This window comes from Streptomyces sp. HUAS 15-9 (assembly GCF_025642155.1).
In the GTDB taxonomy this organism is placed as follows: Bacteria; Actinomycetota; Actinomycetes; order Streptomycetales; family Streptomycetaceae; genus Streptomyces.
In genome coordinates, this window is record NZ_CP106798.1 from 4,743,823 (window position 1) to 4,765,531 (window position 21,709).

15 protein-coding genes and 1 pseudogene are annotated in these 21,709 nt (G+C 71.9%); 15 read left to right on the top strand and 1 reads right to left on the bottom strand.

Going from position 1 to position 21,709, the window contains the following annotated elements; all coding sequences use genetic code 11:
* Positions 1-32 precede the first annotated feature (32 nt).
* The 5 genes and pseudogenes from N8I87_RS21935 to N8I87_RS21955 all read left to right on the top strand — a co-directional run.
* Entirely contained in the window at positions 33-902 is an 870-nt protein-coding gene (locus tag N8I87_RS21935) for a type II secretion system F family protein (RefSeq protein ID WP_263210966.1), read from the top strand.
* Positions 899-1,684, top strand: a complete 786-nt coding sequence (locus N8I87_RS21940) for a type II secretion system F family protein (protein WP_263210967.1) — start codon at positions 899-901, stop codon at positions 1,682-1,684. Before N8I87_RS21935 ends, N8I87_RS21940 begins: the two co-directional genes overlap by 4 nt.
* 56 nt (positions 1,685-1,740) lie before the next feature.
* Positions 1,741-1,941: a DUF4244 domain-containing protein gene (locus tag N8I87_RS21945; RefSeq protein ID WP_263210968.1), complete on the top strand. Its 201-nt coding sequence runs from the start codon at positions 1,741-1,743 to the stop codon at positions 1,939-1,941.
* Positions 1,942-1,969: 28 nt separating this feature from the next.
* Positions 1,970-2,326 (top strand): TadE family type IV pilus minor pilin, encoded by a 357-nt coding sequence (locus N8I87_RS21950; protein ID WP_263210969.1) that lies wholly within the window; start codon positions 1,970-1,972, stop codon positions 2,324-2,326.
* A pseudogene (locus N8I87_RS21955) lies at positions 2,323-2,616 on the top strand (Rv3654c family TadE-like protein); the annotation flags it as partial. The gene N8I87_RS21950 and the pseudogene N8I87_RS21955, both read left to right, overlap by 4 nt.
* 40 nt (positions 2,617-2,656) lie before the next feature.
* Here the strand turns inward: N8I87_RS21955 and N8I87_RS21960 are convergent.
* On the bottom strand, positions 2,657-5,218 hold the full coding sequence (locus N8I87_RS21960) for a DEAD/DEAH box helicase (protein WP_263210970.1): 2,562 nt from the start codon (positions 5,216-5,218) through the stop codon (positions 2,657-2,659).
* An 81-nt stretch (positions 5,219-5,299) separates the two neighbouring features.
* Here N8I87_RS21960 and bldG point away from each other — a divergent pair, with 81 nt between their 5' ends.
* The 10 genes from bldG to N8I87_RS22010 all read left to right on the top strand — a co-directional run bounded on the left by bldG (position 5,300) and on the right by N8I87_RS22010 (position 21,624).
* Entirely contained in the window at positions 5,300-5,641 is a 342-nt protein-coding gene (gene bldG, locus N8I87_RS21965) for an anti-sigma factor antagonist BldG (RefSeq protein ID WP_010986038.1), read from the top strand.
* A gap of 159 nt (positions 5,642-5,800) precedes the next feature.
* The gene (locus tag N8I87_RS21970) at positions 5,801-6,238 is read left to right on the top strand and encodes an ATP-binding protein (protein ID WP_263210978.1); all 438 of its coding nucleotides are present in this window, start codon (positions 5,801-5,803) and stop codon (positions 6,236-6,238) included.
* A gap of 354 nt (positions 6,239-6,592) precedes the next feature.
* Positions 6,593-8,998, top strand: a complete 2,406-nt coding sequence (locus N8I87_RS21975) for a sodium-translocating pyrophosphatase (protein ID WP_263210980.1) — start codon at positions 6,593-6,595, stop codon at positions 8,996-8,998.
* A gap of 212 nt (positions 8,999-9,210) precedes the next feature.
* The gene (locus N8I87_RS21980; RefSeq protein ID WP_263210981.1) at positions 9,211-9,795 is read left to right on the top strand and encodes a small secreted protein; all 585 of its coding nucleotides are present in this window, start codon (positions 9,211-9,213) and stop codon (positions 9,793-9,795) included.
* A 65-nt stretch (positions 9,796-9,860) separates the two neighbouring features.
* Entirely contained in the window at positions 9,861-11,402 is a 1,542-nt protein-coding gene (locus N8I87_RS21985; protein WP_263210983.1) for a N5-glutamine methyltransferase family protein, read from the top strand.
* A gap of 387 nt (positions 11,403-11,789) precedes the next feature.
* On the top strand, positions 11,790-11,987 hold the full coding sequence (locus tag N8I87_RS21990; protein ID WP_263210985.1) for a hypothetical protein: 198 nt from the start codon (positions 11,790-11,792) through the stop codon (positions 11,985-11,987).
* Positions 11,988-12,232: 245 nt separating this feature from the next.
* Positions 12,233-15,085: a type I DNA topoisomerase gene (gene topA, locus N8I87_RS21995; protein WP_263210986.1), complete on the top strand. Its 2,853-nt coding sequence runs from the start codon at positions 12,233-12,235 to the stop codon at positions 15,083-15,085.
* A gap of 194 nt (positions 15,086-15,279) precedes the next feature.
* Complete coding sequence (gene tmk, locus N8I87_RS22000; protein ID WP_263210988.1) at positions 15,280-18,528, top strand: dTMP kinase; 3,249 nt, start codon at positions 15,280-15,282, stop codon at positions 18,526-18,528.
* Positions 18,529-18,670: 142 nt separating this feature from the next.
* A complete protein-coding gene (locus N8I87_RS22005) occupies positions 18,671-19,876 on the top strand; it encodes a DNA polymerase III subunit delta' (RefSeq protein WP_263210989.1) in 1,206 nt (401 codons plus the stop codon).
* 113 nt (positions 19,877-19,989) lie between these two features.
* A complete protein-coding gene (locus N8I87_RS22010) occupies positions 19,990-21,624 on the top strand; it encodes an alpha/beta hydrolase (protein ID WP_263210991.1) in 1,635 nt (544 codons plus the stop codon).
* Positions 21,625-21,709: the final 85 nt, after the last annotated feature.

The window sequence follows — 21,709 nt, forward strand, 5'->3', positions numbered from 1 at the left end:
CGGCTGGGGAAGCGACGGAAGTGGTGGATGCGATGGGTGAGATGGGTGAGATGTCGATGAGTGCCGCCGTGGCGTGCGCCGGTGCGGCCGTCTGGCTGATGGGCGGACGGCACCGGGAAGCCCGGCGGGCACGGCTGCTGCTCGCCGGTGGCGGGTCGGTGGGGACCGGACCGCCCCCGTGGGAGCAGGCCATGAGTGAACTGCGGCGGCTGCGCGGTCGGTTACGGGGCGAGTGGTGGTCACTGGCCGCGGGGCTGGTGCTGGCGCTGCTGGGCACCTCGGTGATTCCGGTCGCCGCGGGGGCGGCCGGGGTGCCCGTGCTGCGGCGGCTGCGGCTGGCCAGGGAGGCGAGGCGGGCCCGGGAGCGGCGCGGGGACGAGGTGATCGCGCTGTGCGGGGCGCTCGCCGGGGAGGTGCGTGCCGGGCGGCAGCCGGGGGAAGCACTGTTGCGGGCCGAGCGGGACTCCGGCGGGCTCGCGGACGCACAGGCGGCGGTGCTCGCGGCAGCACGGTTCGGCGGGGACGTACCGGGTGCCCTCGCCGTGGCGGCCCGGCAGCCGGGCGCCGAGGGGCTGTTGGGGCTCGCGGCGTGCTGGCGGGTGGCGGTGGACCAGGGCGCCGGGCTCGCGGCCGGCCTCGATCGGCTCGACGGGGCCCTGCGCGCCGAGCGGGACCAGCGCGCCGACCTGCGAGCCCAGTTGGCGGGCGCCCGGGCTACGACGGTGATGCTCGCGGCACTGCCCGTACTGGGCCTGCTCCTCGGTACGGCCATGGGCGCCGACCCACTGCGCGTGCTGCTGCACACCGGGGCGGGCCTGGGCTGCCTGGTGGTCGGCGGGGTGCTCGAGGCCGTCGGCCTGTGGTGGGCGGCGCGGATCGTGCGGGGAGCGGAGGCGGTATGAGCGCGCAGCTTGTCCACAGCCTGGGGACGGTCGTGGTCGCGGTGCTGCTCCTCGGCTGGCCGGTACGGCGGTTCGCGGCGGCACGGCGCGGGCGCCGGGTGCGGCGACGGCTGGCCGGGCTGGTGGCTTCGAAGGCGCCGGACACCGGGACGCCCTTCGAGGCGCGGGACGTCGTACGGCGGTGGCTGCCCGTGGCCGGGGTGGTGGGCGCCGGGTGGGTGCTGGTCGGCGGGCCGGCCGGGACGGCGGTGGGGCTGGGAGCCGCCGTGGGGCTGTGGCGTTGGCGGCACCGGCAGGAGGAGGCGGGCCGGGCGGAGGAGTTCGATGCCGCTCGGGCCGCGCGCCCACTCCCGCTCGCCGCGGACCTTCTGGCGGCCTGCATCGCGGCTGGTGCCGGTCCGGTGATCGCCGCCCAGGCCGTCGGAGACGCACTCGCGGGGCCCGTCGGACAAGGGCTGGCGAGGGGCGCCGCGGAGATACGGCTCGGCGGTGAACCGGCGGACGCCTGGCGATGGCTGGCGTCGCTGCCGGGTGCCGGTGCCCTGGCCCGGCTCCTGGAGCGCGCCGATGAATCGGGGCTGCCAGCGGCCGGTCCCGTCGCACGGCTCGCCGCGGACGCCCGCGCTGACTGGGCACGCACGGCGACGGCACGGGCCCGCCGGGCGGCCGTCATGGTCACCGCGCCGGTCGGGCTGTGCTTCCTGCCCGCCTTCATCGCGGTCGGTGTGCTGCCCGTGGTGATCGGGCTGGCGGGCGGAGTGGTGGGAGGGGGTGGTCGATGAGCGGGCCGATAGACGAAACCACATGGTCAACCGAGCTGCAGTGCAAAGGAGTTCAGATGAGCGAGAAGGTCAGGAAGATGCGGGCGTGGTGGCAGGCGCGGCGGTGCCGGGACGCGGGCATGGTCACGTCCGAGTACGCGATGGGGATCGTCGCGGCGGTCGGGTTCGCCCTGCTGCTCTACGAGGTCGTGACGAGCGGGCAGGTCAGGGCGGAGCTGCAGGCGATCGTGAAGCGAGCCCTCAGTGCCCGGATGTGAGCGAGGGGAGCGCGGGGACGCGGGGTTCGTGACCGCGGAGGCGGCCGTGGTGCTGCCCGTGCTGGCGGCGTTCACGATGGCGCTGGTCTGCGGGATGCTCGTGGTGGCGGCGCAGATCCAGTGCGTGGACGCGGCACGCACGGGCGCCCGGGCGGCCGCCCGCCAGGATCCGGCCGACGCGGTCGTGGCGGTCACCCGTGAGGCGGCACCGCACGGCGCGAAGGTCACGGTGGCCCGGGAGGGAGACCATGTCCGGGTGACGGTCGTGGCCGATCCGCCGCTGCTGCCCGGCCTGCCCTTCGAAGTACGGGAGGAGGCCGTGGCCTCGGCGGAGGACTCGGTGACCGCGGGGCCGACGGGCGGCGGGGCGGAGGCCCGGCGATGAGTCGCCGCCCGGGGAGAAGGGCCTCGTGCCGCTTCTCGGACCGAGGGTCTGCCACCGTCTGGAGCGTCGGTGCGGTCGCCGTCCTGTGCGTCGTGTTCGGCGTGGTGCTCGCCCTGGGGCATGCCGTGGTGGCCCGGCACCGTGCGGCGGGCGGTGCGGATCTCGCGGCGCTCGCGGCGGCGGACCACTGGGCCGAGGGCACCACGGCGGCCTGCGCTCGCGCCGAGCGGGTGGCGGGGGCGCAGGGCACCCGGCTGGTGCGCTGCGCCGTCGTGGGCGACACGTCGGACGTGACGGCGTCCTTTGGACAGGGGCCGTTCACGGCGGAGGTCAGATCGCGGGCGGGACCTGCGGGACCGGCCCCTGCCCAGCCCCCTCCTCCTGCTCCGCCCCCTCCTCCCGCTTCCGCTCCGGCCCTTGCGCCGGCTCCTGCTCGGCCTTCTCCTCCGGCGCCCCGCGCAACAGCACCGTGAGCAGGCGTACGGCCCCCCGCTTGTGCAACGGATCGTTGCCGTTGCCGCACTTGGGGGACTGGATGCAGGACGGGCAGCCGACGTCGCACTCGCAGGAGGCGATGGCCTGGCGGGTGGCGGTGAGCCAGTCGCGTGCGGTGTGGAAGGCGCGCTCCGCGAAGCCCGCGCCGCCCGGGTGGCCGTCGTACACGAAGACCGTCGGAAGGAGGGTGTCGGGATGGAGCGGCACCGACACGCCGCCGATGTCCCAACGGTCGCAGGTGGCGAAGAGGGGCAGCATGCCGATGGAGGCGTGCTCGGCGGCGTGCAGGGAGCCGCCGAGGATCTCCGGGTTGATCCGGGCCTCGTCCAGCTGGTCCTCGGAGACCGTCCACCACACGGCGCGGGTGCGCAGGGTGCGTGGCGGGAGGTCGAGCTTGGTCTCGCCCAGCACCTCACCCGTGATGACACGTCGGCGCAGGAAGGAGACGACCTGGTTGGTGACCTCCACCGAGCCGTAGCACAGGCGTCCCGCGCCCCAGGGGACCTCGACGTCCGTCTCCAGGACGGAGATCGACGTCGTGTCGCGGGCGACCGTCGAATAGGCCGGGTCCGCCTGTTCGACCAGGGCGACCGAGTCCTCCAGGTCGAGGGAGCGCACCAGGTACGTACGGCCCTGGTGCAGGTGCACCGCGCCCTCGTGGACCGTGGAGTGCGCGGCACCCGCGTCCACCGTGCCGAGGAGGCGTCCTGTGCCCTCCTCGACGACCTGCACCGGCCGGCCGCCCCCGCCGCGGATGTCGGTCAGGTCGGCGGCCCGCTCGCGGCGCGTCCAGTGCCAGGCCTTCGTGCGGCGGCGCAGCAGCTTCGCGGCCTCCAGCTGCGGCAGCAGTTCCGCGCAGGCGGGGCCGAACAGCTGCAGGTCGTCCTCGGTCAGCGGAAGCTCCGCGGCGGCCGCGCACAGGTGCGGGGCCAGGACGTACGGGTTGTCGGGATCGAGGACCGTGGATTCCACCGGTTGGTCGAACAGGGCCTCGGGATGGTGGACGAGGAAGGTGTCCAGCGGGTCGTCCCGGGCGACCAGCACCGCCAGGGCGCCCTGCCCGGAGCGGCCCGCCCGGCCCGCCTGCTGCCACAGGGACGCGCGTGTGCCGGGGTACCCGGCGATCAGTACGGCGTCGAGCCCGGAGACGTCCACGCCGAGCTCCAGGGCCGTGGTCGCGGCCAGGCTGAGGAGCTCGCCGGAGTGCAGGGCGCGTTCCAGGGCGCGGCGCTCCTCGGGGAGGTAGCCGCCGCGGTATGCCGCGACACGCCGGGCAAGGGAGCGGTCGACCTCGGCCAGCCGTTCCTGGGCGATGACGGAGATCAGCTCGGCGCCACGCCGAGAGCGCACGAAGGCGACCGAGCGCACGCCCTGCACGGTGAGGTCGGTCAGCAGGTCGGCCGTCTCGGCGGTGGCGGTGCGGCGGACCGGTGCGCCCTTCTCGCCGTGCAGCTCGGTGAGTGGGGGCTCCCACAAGGCGAACACCAGTTCCCCGCGTGGAGAGGCGTCGTCGGCGACCTCGGTCACCGGGAGGCCGGTGAGGCGGCGGGCGGCCACGGAGGGCTCCGCGGCGGTCGCGGAGGCCAGCAGGAAGACGGGCGACGCGCCGTAGCGCTGACACAGACGGCGTAGTCGGCGCAGAACTTGTGCCACGTGCGAGCCGAAGACGCCCCGGTAGGTGTGGCACTCGTCGATCACGACGTACTTGAGCGCCTTCAGGAAGGAGGACCAGGGCGGGTGCGAGGGCAGTATGCCGCGGTGGAGCATGTCGGGGTTGGTGAGGACGTAATTGGCGTACTGGCGGACCCATTCGCGTTCTTCCACCGGCGTGTCGCCGTCGTACACGGCGGCCCGGACAGCGGTGCCCAGCGGGTGTGAGAGTTCCTTCACCGAACGGCACTGGTCGGCCGCGAGGGCCTTGGTGGGAGCCAGGTACAGGGCGGTGGCACCGCGGCCGTTCGGTGCCTCGGAGCCGTCCAGGAGCGTCGACAGGACAGGCACGAGATACGCCAGGGACTTGCCCGACGCCGTGCCCGTGGCGACCACCACCGAGTCGCCGTCCAGGGCGTGCTCGGCGGCCAGTGCCTGGTGCGTCCAGGGGTGCTCGATGCCGGCCGACCGCACCGCCGCGATCACTTCCGGGCGAATCCGGTCCGGCCAGACGGCATGGCGACCCGCGCGGGGGGGCAAGTGCTCCGTATGAGTGATGCGCGAGGCCCGGCTCGGGCCCGAGGCGAGCCGGTCCAGGACCGTGCCCGGAGCGGGGCGGGTCGCGGTGTCCGTCGGGGATCGATCGGATCGGTGATTCTTGGCCATTGGCACCGAGTGTGTCACCGGCGTGACGGACAATGGGGCCAAGGCGTCGTGCACGCCTGCCGGTAAGTGATTGAATGCCATCGCGGCTGGCGTACGTCCCGGGGGCCGCAAGCCGAGGTGTCCCGAGGGGCGACCGCTCGATAGCAAGGTGCTGGAGGATCCGTGGACCTGTCCCTGTCGACCCGTACCGTCGGCGATCGTACGGTCGTCGAGGTCGGTGGCGAAATCGACGTATATACCGCGCCCAAGCTGCGCGAGCAGCTGGTCGAGCTGGTGAACGACGGGAATTTCCATCTCGTCGTCGACATGGAGGGCGTGGACTTCCTCGACTCCACCGGTCTCGGCGTGCTGGTCGGCGGGCTGAAGCGCGTGCGTGCCCATGAGGGCTCCCTGCGCCTGGTCTGCAACCAGGAGCGCATTCTGAAGATCTTCCGCATCACCGGTCTCACCAAGGTGTTCCCGATCCACACCTCGGTCGAGGAAGCGGTGGCGGCCACCGACTGATCCGGGCTGCCGCCGACCGATGCCGGGCCGCCGATCGGCCCGCGTCGTCGGCGCGCCCGGCCCCGGCGTACTGCCCGGGGCGGAAGAAGTCTCATCAGGGGGTCCGGGCTTTCGGCGGCCCGGCCCCCGACCGCACGCCCGAAGTCGCGAGGGGGATGCATGGCCACCGTTGAACTCCGCTTCAGCGCGCTGCCCGAGCACGTCAGGACCGCCCGACTGGTGGCGGCAGCGGTGGCGCGCAGGGCCGGAGTGGACGAGGCCGTACTGGACGAAGTGCGGCTCGCCGTCGGCGAGGCCTGTTCCCGCGCTGTCGGGCTGCACCAGAGCGCCGGTATCGCGGCGCCGGTGAAGGTGGCGCTGATCGAGGAGGAGAAACAGTTCTCCATCGAGGTCGGCGACGAGGCGCCGCATTCGGCCCCGGGCGACCGGGCGCCCGGCGGTGCCGCCGAGGAGGCGGACGCGGAGGCCGAGGAGGACGAGATGGGCCTCGCGGTCATCAGCGGTCTCGTCGACGACGTGGAGGTCAGTGCCGGGGAGCACGGCGGGCTGATCCGCATGACCTGGCCGACCACACCGCCGGCGGTCGCGCTCGCCTGAACCACCCCCGCGCCACCCGTTCGGCGCAACCCCGCTCACTCACAAGGGCCCTGCTCAGCAGGGCCCTTCGTGCTGCATTCTGGCGGCCACTTGCGACCATCTTCCTGCGTCCACCTGCGACCATAGGAATTCGTGAAGAAATTCACGATCAATCACCCGATTATTTGATCAAGCGCCAATGCGGGCGTCAATGCCTTTGGGGCGTTACCGCTTTCGGGTTCTCTGGCGTGATGTCGATCATTTGCTGAAGAGCAGGTGAAGGCTAATTCCGTTTACCGCGCTCTGTTTTGATCAGGTTCGGGTACCTACAATCCGTCCACATCTTGAGCTCAGCCCAAGCGTCAAGGAGGACGAATGGCGGGGCTTTCTACCCCTCATCAGTTGGGTCAACCCACAACCTTCGCAGCCGCAGTCCTGACCGACGACAACCGTGTCCTCGTGGCGATCATCGCGGTCGTCGCGGTCGCGGCCCTGATCGTCGCGGGAGTCCTGGTGCGCCAGGTGCTCGCGGCGGGCGAGGGCACCGACAGCATGAAGGAGATCGCGGGTGCGGTCCAGGAAGGCGCCAACGCCTATCTGGCCCGGCAGCTGCGCACGCTCGGCGTATTCGCCGTCGTGGTGTTCTTCCTGCTCATGCTGCTGCCCGCGGACGACTGGAATCAGCGCGCCGGACGGTCGGTGTTCTTCCTGATCGGCGCGGCATTCTCGGCGGTCACCGGCTATATCGGCATGTGGCTCGCCGTGCGCAGCAATGTGCGCGTCGCCGCGGCGGCCCGGGAGGCCACCCCGGCGGAAGGCGAGCCGGAAAAGGATCTCACCGCCGTCTCGCACAAAGCCATGAAGATCGCTTTCCGCACGGGCGGCGTCGTCGGCATGTTCACGGTGGGGCTCGGCCTGCTGGGCGCCTCCTGTGTGGTGCTGGTGTACGCGGCCGACGCGCCGAAGGTGCTCGAGGGCTTCGGCCTCGGGGCCGCCCTGATCGCCATGTTCATGCGTGTGGGCGGCGGCATCTTCACCAAGGCCGCCGACGTCGGCGCCGACCTGGTCGGCAAGGTCGAGCAGGGCATTCCGGAGGACGATCCGCGCAATGCCGCGACCATCGCCGACAACGTGGGCGACAACGTCGGCGACTGTGCCGGTATGGCGGCGGACCTGTTCGAGTCGTACGCCGTGACCCTGGTCGCGGCGCTCATCCTCGGCAAGGTCGCCTTCGGCGACTCCGGGCTCGCCTTCCCGCTGCTGGTGCCCGCGATCGGCGTGATCACCGCGATGATCGGCATCTTCGCGGTCGCGCCGCGCCGCAGCGACCGCAGCGGCATGACCGCGATCAACCGGGGCTTCTTCATCTCCGCGGTGATCTCGCTCGTGCTCGTGGCGGTGGCGGTCTTCATCTATCTGCCCGCGAAGTACTCGGACCTCGACGGCGTCACCGACACGGCGATCAGCGGCAAGGACGGCAACCCACGGATCCTCGCCGTGGTCGCGGTGGCCATCGGCATCCTGCTCGCCGCCGTGATCCAGCAACTGACCGGCTACTTCACCGAGACCAACCGCCGTCCGGTGATGGACATCGGCAAGACCTCGCTCACCGGTCCGGCCACCGTCGTCCTCGCCGGTATCTCGATCGGTCTCGAATCGGCCGTCTACACCGCCCTGTTGATCGGCCTCAGCGTCTACGGGGCGTTCCTTCTCGGCGGCACGTCCATCATGCTGGCCCTGTTCGCGGTCGCGCTGGCCGGCACCGGTCTGCTCACCACGGTGGGCGTGATCGTCGCCATGGACACCTTCGGTCCGGTCTCCGACAACGCCCAGGGCATCGCCGAGATGTCCGGGGACGTCGAGGGCGCGGGCGCGCAGGTGCTCACCAACCTGGACGCGGTCGGCAACACGACCAAGGCCATCACCAAGGGCATCGCCATCGCCACCGCCGTCCTCGCGGCATCGGCGCTCTTCGGGTCGTACCGTGACGCGATCACGACCAGCGTGCAGGACGTGGGCGCGAAACTGACCGGCCCGGGCGCGCCGATGAGCCTGTCGCTGGACATCTCGCAGCCGAACAACCTGGTCGGCCTGATCGCGGGTGCGGCGGTCGTCTTCCTCTTCTCCGGACTCGCCATCAGCGCCGTGTCGCGGTCGGCGGGTTCCGTCGTGTACGAGGTGCGGCGGCAGTTCCGCGAGAAGCCCGGGATCATGGACTTCACGGAGAAGCCCGAGTACGGCAAGGTCGTCGACATCTGCACCAAGGACGCCCTCAGGGAGCTGGCCACGCCAGGCCTCCTCGCGGTGATGGCGCCGATCTTCATCGGGTTCACGCTCGGTGTCGGCGCTCTCGGCTCCTATCTCGCGGGCGCGATCGGCGCCGGCACGCTGATGGCGGTGTTCCTGGCCAACTCCGGTGGTGCCTGGGACAACGCCAAGAAGCTGGTCGAGGACGGCCATCACGGCGGCAAGGGCAGCGAGGCCCATGCGGCCACGGTGATCGGTGACACGGTCGGCGACCCCTTCAAGGACACCGCCGGTCCCGCGATCAACCCGCTGCTGAAGGTGATGAACCTGGTGTCGCTGCTCATCGCGCCCGCGGTCATCAAGTTCTCGTACGGCAATGACAAGAACCTCGGCGTACGGATCGCGATCGCGGTCCTCGCGCTGCTCGTGATCGTCGGTGCCGTGTACGTCTCCAAGCGGCGCGGCATCGCCGTGGGCGACGAGGACAGTGCCGAACGGGTGAGCAAGTCGGCCGATCCCGCGGTGGTTTCGTAGGCCGTCTTACGACGTTCCGTTCAACGGACGGGCGGGTGGCGCGCATTGATGTGCCGCCCGCCCGTTCGTGTGTGCGCACGCCCTCAGGGTGAGCCTTCTCTCGCTTGGTGCAAAGAGGAGCAAACTGGTCCTTATCGGCTGTTCGGCATGCGACTGTCACCCATCCGGCGTGTAGGGTCCGGGGGCCGAGAGCCAGGGAAGGGACCGATCCGGTGAACAAAAAGCTCGCGGCCGCACTGTCCGGCGGTGCGGTACTCGTGGCGGCGCTGACGGGATGCACCAGCAGCGGCGGCGGAAGCGAAAACAACGACAAGCTGGATGCCTGGGCCAAGCAGGTCTGCGACGCGGTCCAGCCGCAGGCCAAGAAGATCGCGGCCGCCAACGCCGCGATCCAGAAGGAGACCTCCGACAACAGCGCGCCCGCGGACGTCCAGAAGACCGATGCGAAGGCTTTCCAGGACATGTCCGACGCCTACAAGGCGATCGGCGCCGCCGTGAACTCGGCCGGGGCGCCGAATGTGGACGGCGGCAGGAAGAAGCAGCAGGACGCGGTCAAGGAGCTCAACCAGCTCGGCGCGTCCTACGCCGCCCTGAAGAAGCAGGTCGACGAGCTCGAGACCAAGGACCAGGCGAAGTTCGCCGACGGCCTCAAGGACATCGCCACCCAGCTCGACAAGCTGAGCACGACCGGGAACGTCGCGCTGAAGAACCTCGAGGAGGGCGACGTCGGCCAGGCGATGGCCAAGCAGGAGAGCTGCAAGTCGGCCTCCTCCTCGGCCCCGGCGTCGGCGGGCTGAGCACCGGGGCGGGCGGCTGACGCGGGCCGGTTCGGGTACGTGCGATGTCGGTCCGAGCGGACACAATGGGGGACGTGAGTAACGCCACCCTGTCCCCCCTGCCGTCCTTTGACCGTCCCGATGTCGCCGCCGGGCTCCGTGCCGCCCTGCTCGGCGCCGCCTTCACCGCCGACGGGCTGCTCGAACTGCTCGGCGCCCCCGCGTACGCGGCCCTGGCCCGCAGCGAGACCGTGCCCGCACTCCGGGCCACCCGCGGGGACACGCCGCTGGAGACACTCGTACGGCTGTTCCTGCTCCAGCAGCCCGTGCCGCACGCGCGCGTGGCGGACCTGCTGCCCGTCGAGGAGTGCCTCGAGAGCCGGTGGCTGACGCGCGTCGGCGACGACGAGGTCGCCGCCACCGTGGACATCCGGCCCTACGGCGGCCCGGACGGCGAGGACTGGTTCATCGTGTCGGACCTCGGTTGCGCGGTCGGCGGCGCGGGCGGCGTCGGCGGCCAGAGCCGCCAGACGGACTCGGCCGTGGTCCTCGGCGTCGGCGGGGCCTCCACGACCCTGGCCGGCATCACCGTCCGCACGCCCGTCGCCGCCGCGCTCGACCTCGGCACCGGCTCCGGCATCCAGGCGCTGCACGCCGCCCAGCACGCCACCCGCGTGACGGCGACCGACCTCAACCCGCGCGCGCTGCACATCACCGCGCTGACGCTCGCCCTGTCCGGGGCCCCGGCGGCCGATCTGCGCGAGGGCTCGCTCTTCGAGCCGCTCAAGGACGACGAGACGTACGACCTGATCGTGTCGAACCCGCCGTTCGTGATCTCGCCCGGCGCCCGTCTGACCTACCGCGACGGCGGGATGGGCGGGGACGAATTGTGCCGCTCGCTCGTTCAAGGAGCGGGCGAGCGACTGAACGAAGGCGGGTTCGCGCAGTTCCTCGCCAACTGGCAGCACGTGGAAGGGGAGGACTGGCAGGACAGGATCAGGTCGTGGGTGCCTCGCGGTTGCGACGCCTGGGTCGTGCAGCGCGAGGTGCAGGACGTCACGCAGTACGCCGAGTTGTGGCTGAGGGACGCCGGTGACCACCGCGCCGACCCGGCGGAGTACCAGGCGCGGTACGACGCCTGGCTCGACGAGTTCGAGGCGCGCAAGGTCAAGGCGGTCGGCTTCGGCTGGATCACGCTGCGCAAGACGTCGGCCGCAGAGCCCTCGATCGTCGTGGAGGAATGGCCGCACCCGATCGAACAGCCCCTCGGTGAAACGGTGCGGGCGCACTTCGCCCGTCTCGACTATCTCCGTGGGCACGACGACGCCGCCCTGCTGGAGGGTCACTTCAGGCTCGTCGCCGAGGTCGTCCAGGAGCAGGTCGGGCTGCCCGGTGCCGAGGACCCGGAGCATGTGGTGCTGCGCCAGAACCGCGGTATGCGCCGCGCCACCCGGGTGGACACGGTCGGGGCCGGCTTCGCGGGCGTGTGCGACGGCACGCTGAGCGCGGGCCGCATCCTCGACGCCATCGCGCAGCTGCTGGGCGAGGACCCGGTGGTGCTGCGCGACAGCACGCCCGCGCAGATCCGGCTGCTGGTGGAACAGGGCTTCCTCGAACCGGCCGGCTAGCGCGCGGTCCGCGACCGGCCCCGGGCGGTGGCTACGGTGTCGGGCCGACCCGGGTGCGGGTCACCTGGCGTACGGATGCCCCTCGCGCCCGTCGGCCGCGCGCGACACGCGCGCACCACCCGTGCCGTACGGCACACCGGTCGGGTGACCGGCGTCGCACCGGGCCCGGACGCGGCCCGCACGGGGCCCGGCGCGACCCGGGACGCGCCGACGAGAAGAAAACGGCCGGAAAAATATCTGTGTCCTGTCTCGCACCGAGATTTTTCGCATATGCGTGCGAAAAGCTGTCGGCTCGCCGTTCACCTCGACTTCGCCCGCACGCCGCCCGTGCGTGGCAGTCTCCGGACCCTGGGCACTCATGGACGGCGGAAAAGGGGCGGGGCAGCCATGGAGAGCGGACCGGCGATCTTCGCGGGAGTGGTGTTCGCCCTGTTCGGAGGCGCATTGCTGGTGTGGACCGGCGCCCGGGTCCGACACCGCGAACCGGTTGCCCATGGCGTGAATCAGGTCGCGTCGGCCACCCTCGCCGGCCTCGCCGGAGCGGTCGCCCTGGGCCTCGGCGCGTACTGCCTCACCCGCCTGTGACCGCGGGTCGCGTGCTGCCGTACGCGTAAGGGGAGCGTCACGCTCCGGACAGGGTCGTGGTGGCGGCCCGGCACTCCGGGCGGCAGGAATACCGGTAGTCGGGTTACCGTTCGAGTGGCCGTTGTGGGCTTTTCCCGTTTGACACGGGGGCGGGATGTACCGTCACACTCCGCAGCGTCACCACGACACGACCCCGGGACACAGGCCCGGGGAGGCCCCAGCGTCGACCGGAGAGAAGAGCGAAGTTGTCCCCGACCAGCGAGACCGCACAGGGCGGCCGCCGACTCGTCATCGTCGAGTCGCCTGCCAAGGCGAAGACGATCAAGGGCTACCTGGGCCCCGGCTACGTAGTCGAAGCGAGCGTCGGGCACATCCGCGACCTTCCCAACGGCGCCGCGGAGGTGCCGGAGAAGTACACCGGCGAGGTCCGCCGCCTCGGCGTGGACGTCGAGCACGACTTCGAGCCGATCTATGTCGTCAACGCCGACAAGAGGGCCCAGGTCAAGAAGCTCAAGGATCTGCTGAAGGACTCCGACGAACTCTTCCTCGCCACCGATGAGGACCGCGAGGGCGAGGCCATCGCCTGGCACCTCCTGGAGGTCCTCAAGCCCAAGGTCCCGGTCAAGCGGATGGTCTTCCACGAGATCACCAAGGAGGCGATCCGCGAGGCCGTCGCCAACCCGCGCGACCTGAACCAGCGCATGGTCGACGCACAGGAGACCCGCCGCATCCTCGACCGCCTCTACGGCTACGAGGTCTCGCCGGTCCTGTGGAAGAAGGTCATGCCGCGCCTGTCGGCCGGCCGTGTCCAGTCGGTAGCGACCCGGCTCGTGGTGGAGCGGGAACGCGAGCGCATCGCCTTCCGTTCCGCCGAGTACTGGGACCTGACGGGCACCTTCGGGACCGGCCGTGCCGGCGACCCGAGCGACCCGTCGACCCTGGTCGCCCGGCTTCAGTCCGTCGACGGCAGGCGCGTCGCCCAGGGCCGTGACTTCGACTCGCTCGGGCAGCTCAAGACCGCGAACACCCTCCACCTCGACGAGGCGAACGCCCGCGCCCTCGCCGCCGCCCTGGAGAACACCCGGTTCTCGGTGCGGTCCGTCGAGTCCAAGCCGTACCGCCGCTCGCCGTACGCCCCGTTCCGTACGACGACGCTGCAGCAGGAGGCCAGCCGCAAGCTCGGCTTCGGCGCGAAGGCCACGATGCAGGTCGCGCAGAAGCTGTACGAGAACGGCTACATCACGTACATGCGTACGGACTCCACGACGCTGAGCGACACCGCGATCGCGGCCGCCCGCGCCCAGGTCACGCAGCTGTACGGCGCCGACTACCTGCCGCCGCAGCCGCGTACGTACGCCGGGAAGGTCAAGAACGCCCAGGAGGCGCACGAGGCGATCCGTCCTTCGGGTGATCGTTTCCGCACCCCGGCGGAGACCGGCCTGACCGGCGACCAGTTCAAGCTCTACGAGCTGATCTGGAAGCGGACCGTCGCCTCCCAGATGAAGGACGCGACCGGCAACAGCGTCACCGTCAAGATCGCCGGCACCGCCGCCGACGGCCGGGACGTCGAGTTCAGCGCGTCCGGCAAGACGATCACCTTCCACGGCTTCCTGAAGGCCTACGTCGAGGGCGCCGACGACCCGAACGCCGAACTCGACGACCGCGAGCGCAGGCTGCCCCAGGTGGGCGAGGGCGACGCGCTGACGGCCGAGGAGATCACGGTCGACGGGCACGCCACCAAGCCCCCGGCCCGCTACACCGAGGCCAGCCTGGTCAAGGAGCTCGAAGAGCGCGAGATCGGCCGCCCGTCGACGTACGCGTCGATCATCGGCACGATCCTCGACCGCGGCTATGTGTTCAAGAAGGGCACGGCCCTGGTGCCGTCCTTCCTGTCCTTCGCCGTGGTCAACCTCCTGGAGAAGCACTTCGGGCGGCTCGTCGACTACGACTTCACCGCCAAGATGGAGGACGACCTCGACCGCATCGCGCGCGGCGAGGCCAAGGCCGTGCCGTGGCTGAAGCGGTTCTACTTCGGCGAGGGCACGAACAACGGCAACGCGGCAGAGGCGGGCAACGGCGACGGGGACCACCTCGGCGGCCTCAAGGAACTGGTGACCGACCTGGGCGCGATCGACGCGCGCGAGGTGTCGTCGTTCCCCGTGGGCAACGACATCGTGCTGCGGGTCGGCCGCTACGGCCCCTACATCGAGCGCGGCGAGAAGGACACCGAGCAGCACCAGCGCGCGGACATCCCCGACGACCTCGCCCCGGACGAGCTGTCCGTCGAGCTCGCGGAGGAACTGCTCGCCAAGCCGAGCGGCGACTTCGAGCTGGGCACGGACCCGCAGAGCGGCCACCAGATCATCGCCAAGGACGGCCGCTACGGCCCGTACGTCACCGAGGTGCTCCCCGAGGGCACCCCGAAGACCGGCAAGAACGCCGTCAAGCCGCGTACGGCCTCGCTGTTCAAGTCGATGTCGCTGGACACGGTGACCCTCCAGGACGCGCTCCGGCTGATGTCGCTGCCGCGCGTCGTCGGGACCGACGCGGACGGCGTGGAGATCACCGCGCAGAACGGCCGCTACGGCCCGTACCTGAAGAAGGGCACGGACTCGCGGTCCCTGCAGGCCGAGGACCAGATCTTCACGATCACGCTGGAGGAGGCCCAGGCGATCTACGCCCAGCCGAAGCAGCGTGGCCGCGCGGCCGCCAAGCCGCCGCTGAAGGAGCTGGGCGAGGACCCCGTCAGCGGGAAGCCGGTCGTCGTCAAGGACGGTCGCTTCGGGCCGTACGTCACCGACGGCGAGACCAACGCGACCCTGCGCTCGGGCGACAGCGTCGAGGCGATCACCCCGGAGCGCGGCTTCGAGCTCCTCGCCGAGAAGCGCGCCAAGGGCCCCGCCAAGAAGACGGCGAAGAAGGCGCCCGCGAAGAAGGCCACCGCCAAGAAGGCTCCGGCCAAGAAGGCGACCGCCACCAAGACGGCCGCCAAGAAGACGACCGCGGCGAAGAAGACGACGACGGCCAAGAAGACCGCCGCCAAGAAGGCGACGACGGCCTCGAAGGCCACCGCTTTCAAGACGTCGGCGGACGACTGAGACCGGCGGTCTGTGGAGGACTGAGACAGACAGGTCTGTGGAGGACTGAGACCGCCGGTCTTCGCCTCCCGATTCCCGTCCTGATTCACATTCTGTTCGCAAAACGAACGCCCCGGCATCACTTTGGTGTCGGGGCGTGCGCACGTTCGGACGGGGCGCGGCGGGCTGTCGGTCCCTGCCGATAGGCTGAAAGCATGACGCGAGCCGAGCAGCCAACGGCCCTCACCACAGCACCCGACGACACCCTGGTGGCGGACTCCCGCGAGCGGGCGGTCCGCGCCCTGCTGCGCCAGCCGCAACTCAAGCGGTTGTGGAGCGCACAGCTCGTGAGCGGCGTGGGCGACGCCCTCGCGCTCCTCGTGCTGGTCCTGCTCGCCCTCCAGGCGGCGATCGCCGAGGGGTCGTTCGGCGGCGGCTACCGGGGCGTGGCGTTCGCAGTGGCGACCGTCTTCGGGGCGCGCATTTTGGCCACCCTGCTCTTCGGCGCCGTACTCCTCGGGCCGCTCACCTCTCTGACCTCGCAGGACGGCCCGCTCGACCGCCGCTGGACCATGGTCGGCGCCGACGGTCTGCGCGCCGTACTGCTGATCATCGCGCCCCTGTGGATCGACTGGACGCCGGCCAACGCGCTGGCGGTCCTGCTGGTCACCGCTTTCGTGACCGGTGTCGCAGAGCGCTTGTGGTCGGTGTGCCGCGAGAGCGCCGCCCCCGCCCTGCTGCCCGCCCCGCCCCCCGAGGGCGCGACGGTACGGCCGCTGCCGGACCACATGGACGCCCTGCGCCGCCTGTCGCTGCGCACGGGCTTCGTGGCGGTCCCCCTGTCGGCCGCCGCGCTCGTCGCCGCGGCGCTGCTCAACAACCTCCTCGGCACCGTGAGCGCCTGGTTCGCCCAGCATCAGGCGGCCCTCGGCTCGTACGTCGCGGCCGGTCTGTTCGCCGCGTCCCTGTCCGTGCTGACGTACCTGGAACTGCCTGACGCGCGCACCCCGCGCCCGCGGTCCCCGCTGGAGGGACTGCGCCGCCCCAGGACGGGCACGGGCGTGGACACCGGTCGCACGGGGGCCGTTCCGCTGCTCGTCCTCGCCTGCGCCGCCGTCGCCGGGGCGATCTCCGCCGCCGTCGCCGTGTCCGTGCTGCAGGCCAAGGACCTGGGCGGTGGCCCGGTGCTGTACGGGCTGCTGGTGCTCGCCCTGACCGGCGGAGTCGTCGTCGGCATCCGTACGGCCCCCGCCGTGCTGCCCTCGCTCTCCCGCCGCCGGCTGCTGTCGCTCGCGATCGCCTTCACCGGCGTCGCGCTGCTTGCCGCCGGGCTCGTCCCGGACGTCACCAGCGTGCTGCTGATCGTCGCGCTCGCCGGGGTCGGCGCCGGCATCGCCGCCAACACCGGGCACACGCTGCTCGACCAGGAGACCGAGGACTACCGTCGGCCGCGCACCACCGAACACCTGCACGCGGTCGTACGGGTCTTCGTGGCGCTCGGCGCGCTGATCGCGCCCCTGATGGCGGCCCTCATCGGCCCGCACCGGCTGGAGAACGGCAAGTTCGTCTTCGCGCACGGCGGCGCCGCCTTCACCCTCATGCTGGTCGGCGCGCTGCTGCTGCCGGTGGCCGCGCTGGTGCTGGCCAAGGTCGACGACCGCTCCGGCGTGCCGCTGCGGCACGACCTGCGGGACGCGCTGCTCGGCGGCGACGACCCGGCACAGACACCGGCCACGAACGGCTTCTTCATCGCCCTGGAGGGCGGCGACGGCGCAGGGAAGTCCACCCAGGCCGAGGCCCTCGCGGAGTGGATCCGGGCCAAGGGCCACGAGGTCGTGCTCACCCGCGAGCCCGGTGCGACTCCCGTGGGCAAGCGGCTGCGCTCGATCCTGCTGGACGTGTCGTCGGCGGGGCTCTCGCACCGGGCGGAGGCCCTGCTGTACGCGGCGGACCGCGCCGAGCACGTCGACACGGTCGTACGGCCCGCGCTGGAGCGGGGGGCCGTCGTCATCTCCGACCGGTACATCGACTCGTCGGTGGCCTACCAGGGGGCGGGCCGGGACCTGTCCCCGACCGAGATCGCCCGGATCAACCGCTGGGCGACCAACGGCCTCGTCCCCCATCTGACCGTCCTGCTGGACGTCGCCCCGGAGGCCGCCCGCGAGCGGTTCACCGAGGCTCCGGATCGGCTGGAGTCGGAGCCTGCCGAGTTCCACGCGCGCGTGCGGGCCGGATTCCTGACGCTGGCCGCCGCCGACCCCGGGCGCTATCTGGTCGTGGACGCGGGCCAGGAGCCCGAGGCCGTCACGACCGTGATCCGGCACCGGCTCGACACCGTGCTTCCGCTGTCCGAGGCCGAGGTGAAGGCCGCCGAGGAGGCCCGCAAGGCCGCCGAGGCGGAGGCCCGCCGCAAGGCCGAGGAGGAGGCCATGCGCAAGGCCGAGGAGGAGCGCCTGGAGCGTGAGCGCCAGGAACAGCTCGCCAAGCTGCGCGCCGAGGAGGAGGAGCGCAAGCGGCGCGAGCTGGAGGAGGCGCAGCGGCGCGAGGCCGAGCGGCAGGCGGAGGAGGCCCGGCAGCGGGCGGAGGAAGCACGCAGGCGGGCCGAGGAGGAGCGGGCCCGGCTGCTGGCCGAGGAAGAGGCCCGTGCCGCCGAGGAGGCCCGGCGCAGGGCCGAGGAGGAGCGGCGGCGCAAGCAGGCCGAGGAGGAGGCCAGGCTGCACGCCGAGGCCGAGGCCCGGCGCCTGGAGAAGCAGCGCAAGGCCGAGGCGGCGCTGCTGCGCGCCGAGGAGGCCCGGCGCCAGGCGGCAGCGGCGTCGGCCGCCGCCGACGTGGCCGCACAGCAGCCCGCGGCACCCCAGCCGACGGTCACCGCGACACCCCGGCCCGCGGCTCCCGCCGTTGCGCAGGAGGCGGCGACCGTGCCGACGCCCGTGGTTCGGGCAGACCAGGCAGAGTCCGAGGGCGGTGCCAAGGGCGAGCAGCGCGACGGTCGGCCGTCCCGGTCCCGCAAGCCGTCCGGGGAGTCCGAGTCCGAGGTGACGGCGAAGCTTCCGCAGCCGCCGGTACCTTCCGGTGCCGCGGACGAGACGGCCGTGCTGCCTCCCGTGGCTCCGGGCGCCGCGGACGAGACGGCCGTGCTGCCTCCGGTTGCTCCCGGTGCAGCGGACGAGACGGCCGTGCTGCCTCCCGTGCGGGGCGGGGATCCGGCGGAGCGGATGCCGCAGGGGTTCTTCCGGGACGAGCGGCCGACCGCCGGTCCCGCCGCCCCCGACGACCGTACGCGGGAGCTCCCGCAGGTCGACGAGGACGGAGCTGCGCGACGGCGGCCGCGGTCCGACTGGGCCGAGGAGACGCCGCTGGACGATCTGCCGACGCTGGCGGACGAGTTGCTGGGGTCGTACGAGAACGACGGGCACGACGAGGACCAGGGCGGCCGGGGCCGCGGGCGGGGACGCCGGGGCTGAGGGGGCCGACGGGGCCGACGGGGCCGCGCGGTCCGGAACGTCACCACGGCCCCGTCCGTCAGTGGCCGCCCGCAGGGCTGTCAGTGGTCGCCCGCACAATGGACACCGGAACGCGAAATGTGACGGAAGGGCGGCGTGACCCATGACGGTGTGGGACGACCTCGTCGGGCAGGAGAAGGTGAGCGAGCTGCTCGACGCGGCCGCTCGGGACGCCGACGCGCTCGTCACCGCGGTTGCCGCGGACGCCCCGCCGCCGGAGGCGTCGAAGATGACGCACGCCTGGCTGTTCACGGGCCCGCCCGGCGCGGGCCGCAACCAGACGGCGCGGGCCTTCGCCGCGGCCCTGCAGTGCGTGAGCCCCGACCGCGCCCTCGGCGGGGCCCCCGGCTGCGGCTTCTGCGACGGCTGCCACACGGCGCTGATCGGCACCCACGCGGACGTCACCACGGTCGCCGCGGTCGGCTCCGAGATCCTGGTCAAGGACATGCGGGACACGGTCCGCAAGTCGTTCACGTCACCGGCGAACGGCCGCTGGCAGGTCATCCTCGTCGAGGACGCGGAACGGCTGAACGAGAAGTCCGCCAACGCCGTCCTCAAGGCCGTGGAGGAGCCCGCCCCCCGCACGGTCTGGCTCCTGTGCGCCCCGTCGCTGGAGGACGTGCTGCCCACCATCCGCTCCCGCTGCCGCCACCTCAACCTGCGCACGCCCTCGGTCGACGCCGTCGCCGACATGCTCGTACGGCGCGAGGGCATCGAGCCCGACGTGGCCGCCGCCGCGGCCCGCGCCACCCAGGGCCATGTCGACCGGGCCCGCCGCCTGGCCACCGACCCGGCCGCCCGCGAGCGCCGCGCCGCCGTGCTGAAGCTGCCGCTGCGCCTCGACGAGGTCGGCTCCTGCCTCAGGGCCGCCCAGGAGTTGGTCGACGCGGCCGCGGAGGACGCCAAGCAGCTCGCCGAGGAGATGGACGGCAAGGAGACCGAGGAGCTGAAGGCGGCGCTGGGCGCGGCCCAGGGCGGGCGACTGCCGCGCGGCACGGCGGGCGTGATGAAGGACCTGGAGGACATGCAGAAGCGCCGCAGAACCCGCACGCAGCGCGACAGCCTGGACCTCGCCCTGACCGACCTCACGGCGTTCTACCGCGATGTCCTCGCCCTCCAGCTCGGCTCCCGCGTCGCCATCGCCAACGCGGACGCCGAGGACGCCCTGGAGCGGCTGGCCCGTGGCAGCTCCCCGGAGTCGACCCTGCGCCGCATCGAGGCGATCTCGGCCTGCCGCGAGGCCCTCGACCGCAATGTGGCGCCCCTGCTGGCGGTGGAGGCGATGACAATGACTCTGAGAGCGGGCTGACAATGTCTCTGAGAGTGGGCTGAATTCATCACCCGCGGTTGACGACGTCATCCGTACGAGCCGCATTGCGGACGCACAGCACTTATACCGTCGCTCAGGGTTACGCTCAGATGATGCACAATAGGCGAACCTCCCGCCGGCTTCGACCCCGAACCCGACCCCGCCTCCGAACTCGACTCCGGCCTCGTGGTGGGGCCGCGGCCGCCCTCCTGGCGGCAGCCGCCCTGCTCGTCTCCGCGTGCTCCTCCGGGAACCCGTCCACGTCGACCAGCGAGGCGCCGACGCAGGCGGAGGCGGCGCTGGCCGCGCTGCCCCGCTCGACGCCGGCCGCGCTGAAGCCGTACTACGGACAGAAGCTCGCTTGGCGCGACTGCGGAGTCCCCGACTTCGAGTGCGCGACGCTGAAGGCTCCGCTGGACTACGCCAAGCCCGGCGCCGGAGACGTCAAACTCGCCGTCGCCCGCAAGAAGGCCAGCGACAAGGGCAAGCCGCTCGGCTCACTGCTGGTCAACCCGGGCGGGCCGGGGGGCTCGGCGGTCGCGTACCTGCAGCAGTACGCCGGCCTGGGCTACCCGGAGGAGGTCCGTGCCCGCTACGACATGGTGGCGATGGACCCGCGCGGCGTCGCCCGCAGCGAGCCCGTCGAGTGTCTCGACGGGCGTCAGATGGACACGTACACGCAGACGGACGTCACCCCCGACGACCAGAAGGAGACGAACGCGCTGGTCGGGGAGTACAAGAAGTTCGCGGAGGGGTGCGGGGCCCACTCGGCGGGTCTGCTCCGCCATATCTCCACCGTCGAGGCGGCCCGGGACATGGACGTCCTGCGGTCGGCGCTCGGGGACCCGAAGCTGAACTACGTGGGCGCGTCGTACGGCACGTTCCTCGGCGCGACCTACGCAGGGCTGTTCCCGGAGCGGGTGGGCCGCCTGGTCCTTGACGGTGCTATGGACCCGTCCCTGAACGCACGCAGGCTGAACCTCGACCAGACGGCGGGCTTCGAGACCGCGTTCCAGGCGTTCGCGAAGGACTGCGTACGGCAGTCCGACTGCCCGCTCGGCGGCAAGGGCACGACCCCCGCACAGGTCGGCGACCACCTCAAGGCCTTCTTCCGCAAGCTCGACGCCCACCCCGTTGCCACGGGTGACCCCGACGGACGCAAGCTCGGCGAAGCGCTCGCCACCACGGGGGTGATCGCGGCGATGTACGACGAGGACGCCTGGCCGCAACTGCGTGACGCACTGAGCGCGGCGATGAACGAGAACGACGGCGCCGGGCTGCTCTCCCTCTCCGACAGCTACTACGAGCGCAGCGGCAACGGCCACTACACGAACCTGATGTCTGCCAACGCCGCCGTGAACTGCCTGGACCTCCCGGCGGCCTTCACCGGCCCCGACCAGGTGAAGAAGTCCCTGCCCGCCTTCGAGAAGGCGTCCCCCGTCTTCGGCGAGGGCCTGGCCTGGGCCTCCCTGAACTGCACCTACTGGCCGGTTCAGCCCACGGGTGCACCCCACCGCATCGAGGCCAGGGGCGCGGCGCCGATCGTGGTCGTCGGCACCACCCGCGACCCCGCGACCCCATACGGCTGGGCCCAGTCCCTCGCCCGCCAGCTCTCCTCCGGCCGGCTCCTCACCTACGTCGGCGACGGCCACACCGCCTACGGTCGCGGCAGCACCTGCATCGACTCGACGATCAACGCCTACCTCCTCCACGGAACGCCCCCCACGCAGGGAAAACGCTGCTCGTAGCCACCCCACCGGTCCCGGGAGCCCCACTCCCGGGGCATGGTCGGAGCACCCCCGGAAACTGTGTAGACTTACCGACGTTGCTGAT

What these genes read in the sequence shown, in the direction of transcription:
- N8I87_RS21960 (WP_263210970.1), bottom strand. Translation starts at nt 5,218, where the DNA reads ATGGCATTCAATCACTTACCGGCAGGCGTGCACGACGCCTTGGCCCCA.
- N8I87_RS21970 (WP_263210978.1), top strand. Translation starts at nt 5,801, where the DNA reads ATGGCCACCGTTGAACTCCGCTTCAGCGCGCTGCCCGAGCACGTCAGG.
- N8I87_RS21985 (WP_263210983.1), top strand. Translation starts at nt 9,861, where the DNA reads ATGGGGGACGTGAGTAACGCCACCCTGTCCCCCCTGCCGTCCTTTGAC.
- N8I87_RS22010 (WP_263210991.1), top strand. Translation starts at nt 19,990, where the DNA reads ATGCACAATAGGCGAACCTCCCGCCGGCTTCGACCCCGAACCCGACCC.
- N8I87_RS21940 (WP_263210967.1), top strand. Translation starts at nt 899, where the DNA reads ATGAGCGCGCAGCTTGTCCACAGCCTGGGGACGGTCGTGGTCGCGGTG.
- N8I87_RS21990 (WP_263210985.1), top strand. Translation starts at nt 11,790, where the DNA reads ATGGAGAGCGGACCGGCGATCTTCGCGGGAGTGGTGTTCGCCCTGTTC.
- N8I87_RS21945 (WP_263210968.1), top strand. Translation starts at nt 1,741, where the DNA reads ATGAGCGAGAAGGTCAGGAAGATGCGGGCGTGGTGGCAGGCGCGGCGG.
- N8I87_RS21935 (WP_263210966.1), top strand. Translation starts at nt 33, where the DNA reads ATGGGTGAGATGGGTGAGATGTCGATGAGTGCCGCCGTGGCGTGCGCC.
- N8I87_RS21975 (WP_263210980.1), top strand. Translation starts at nt 6,593, where the DNA reads ATGGCGGGGCTTTCTACCCCTCATCAGTTGGGTCAACCCACAACCTTC.
- tmk (WP_263210988.1), top strand. Translation starts at nt 15,280, where the DNA reads ATGACGCGAGCCGAGCAGCCAACGGCCCTCACCACAGCACCCGACGAC.
- N8I87_RS22005 (WP_263210989.1), top strand. Translation starts at nt 18,671, where the DNA reads ATGACGGTGTGGGACGACCTCGTCGGGCAGGAGAAGGTGAGCGAGCTG.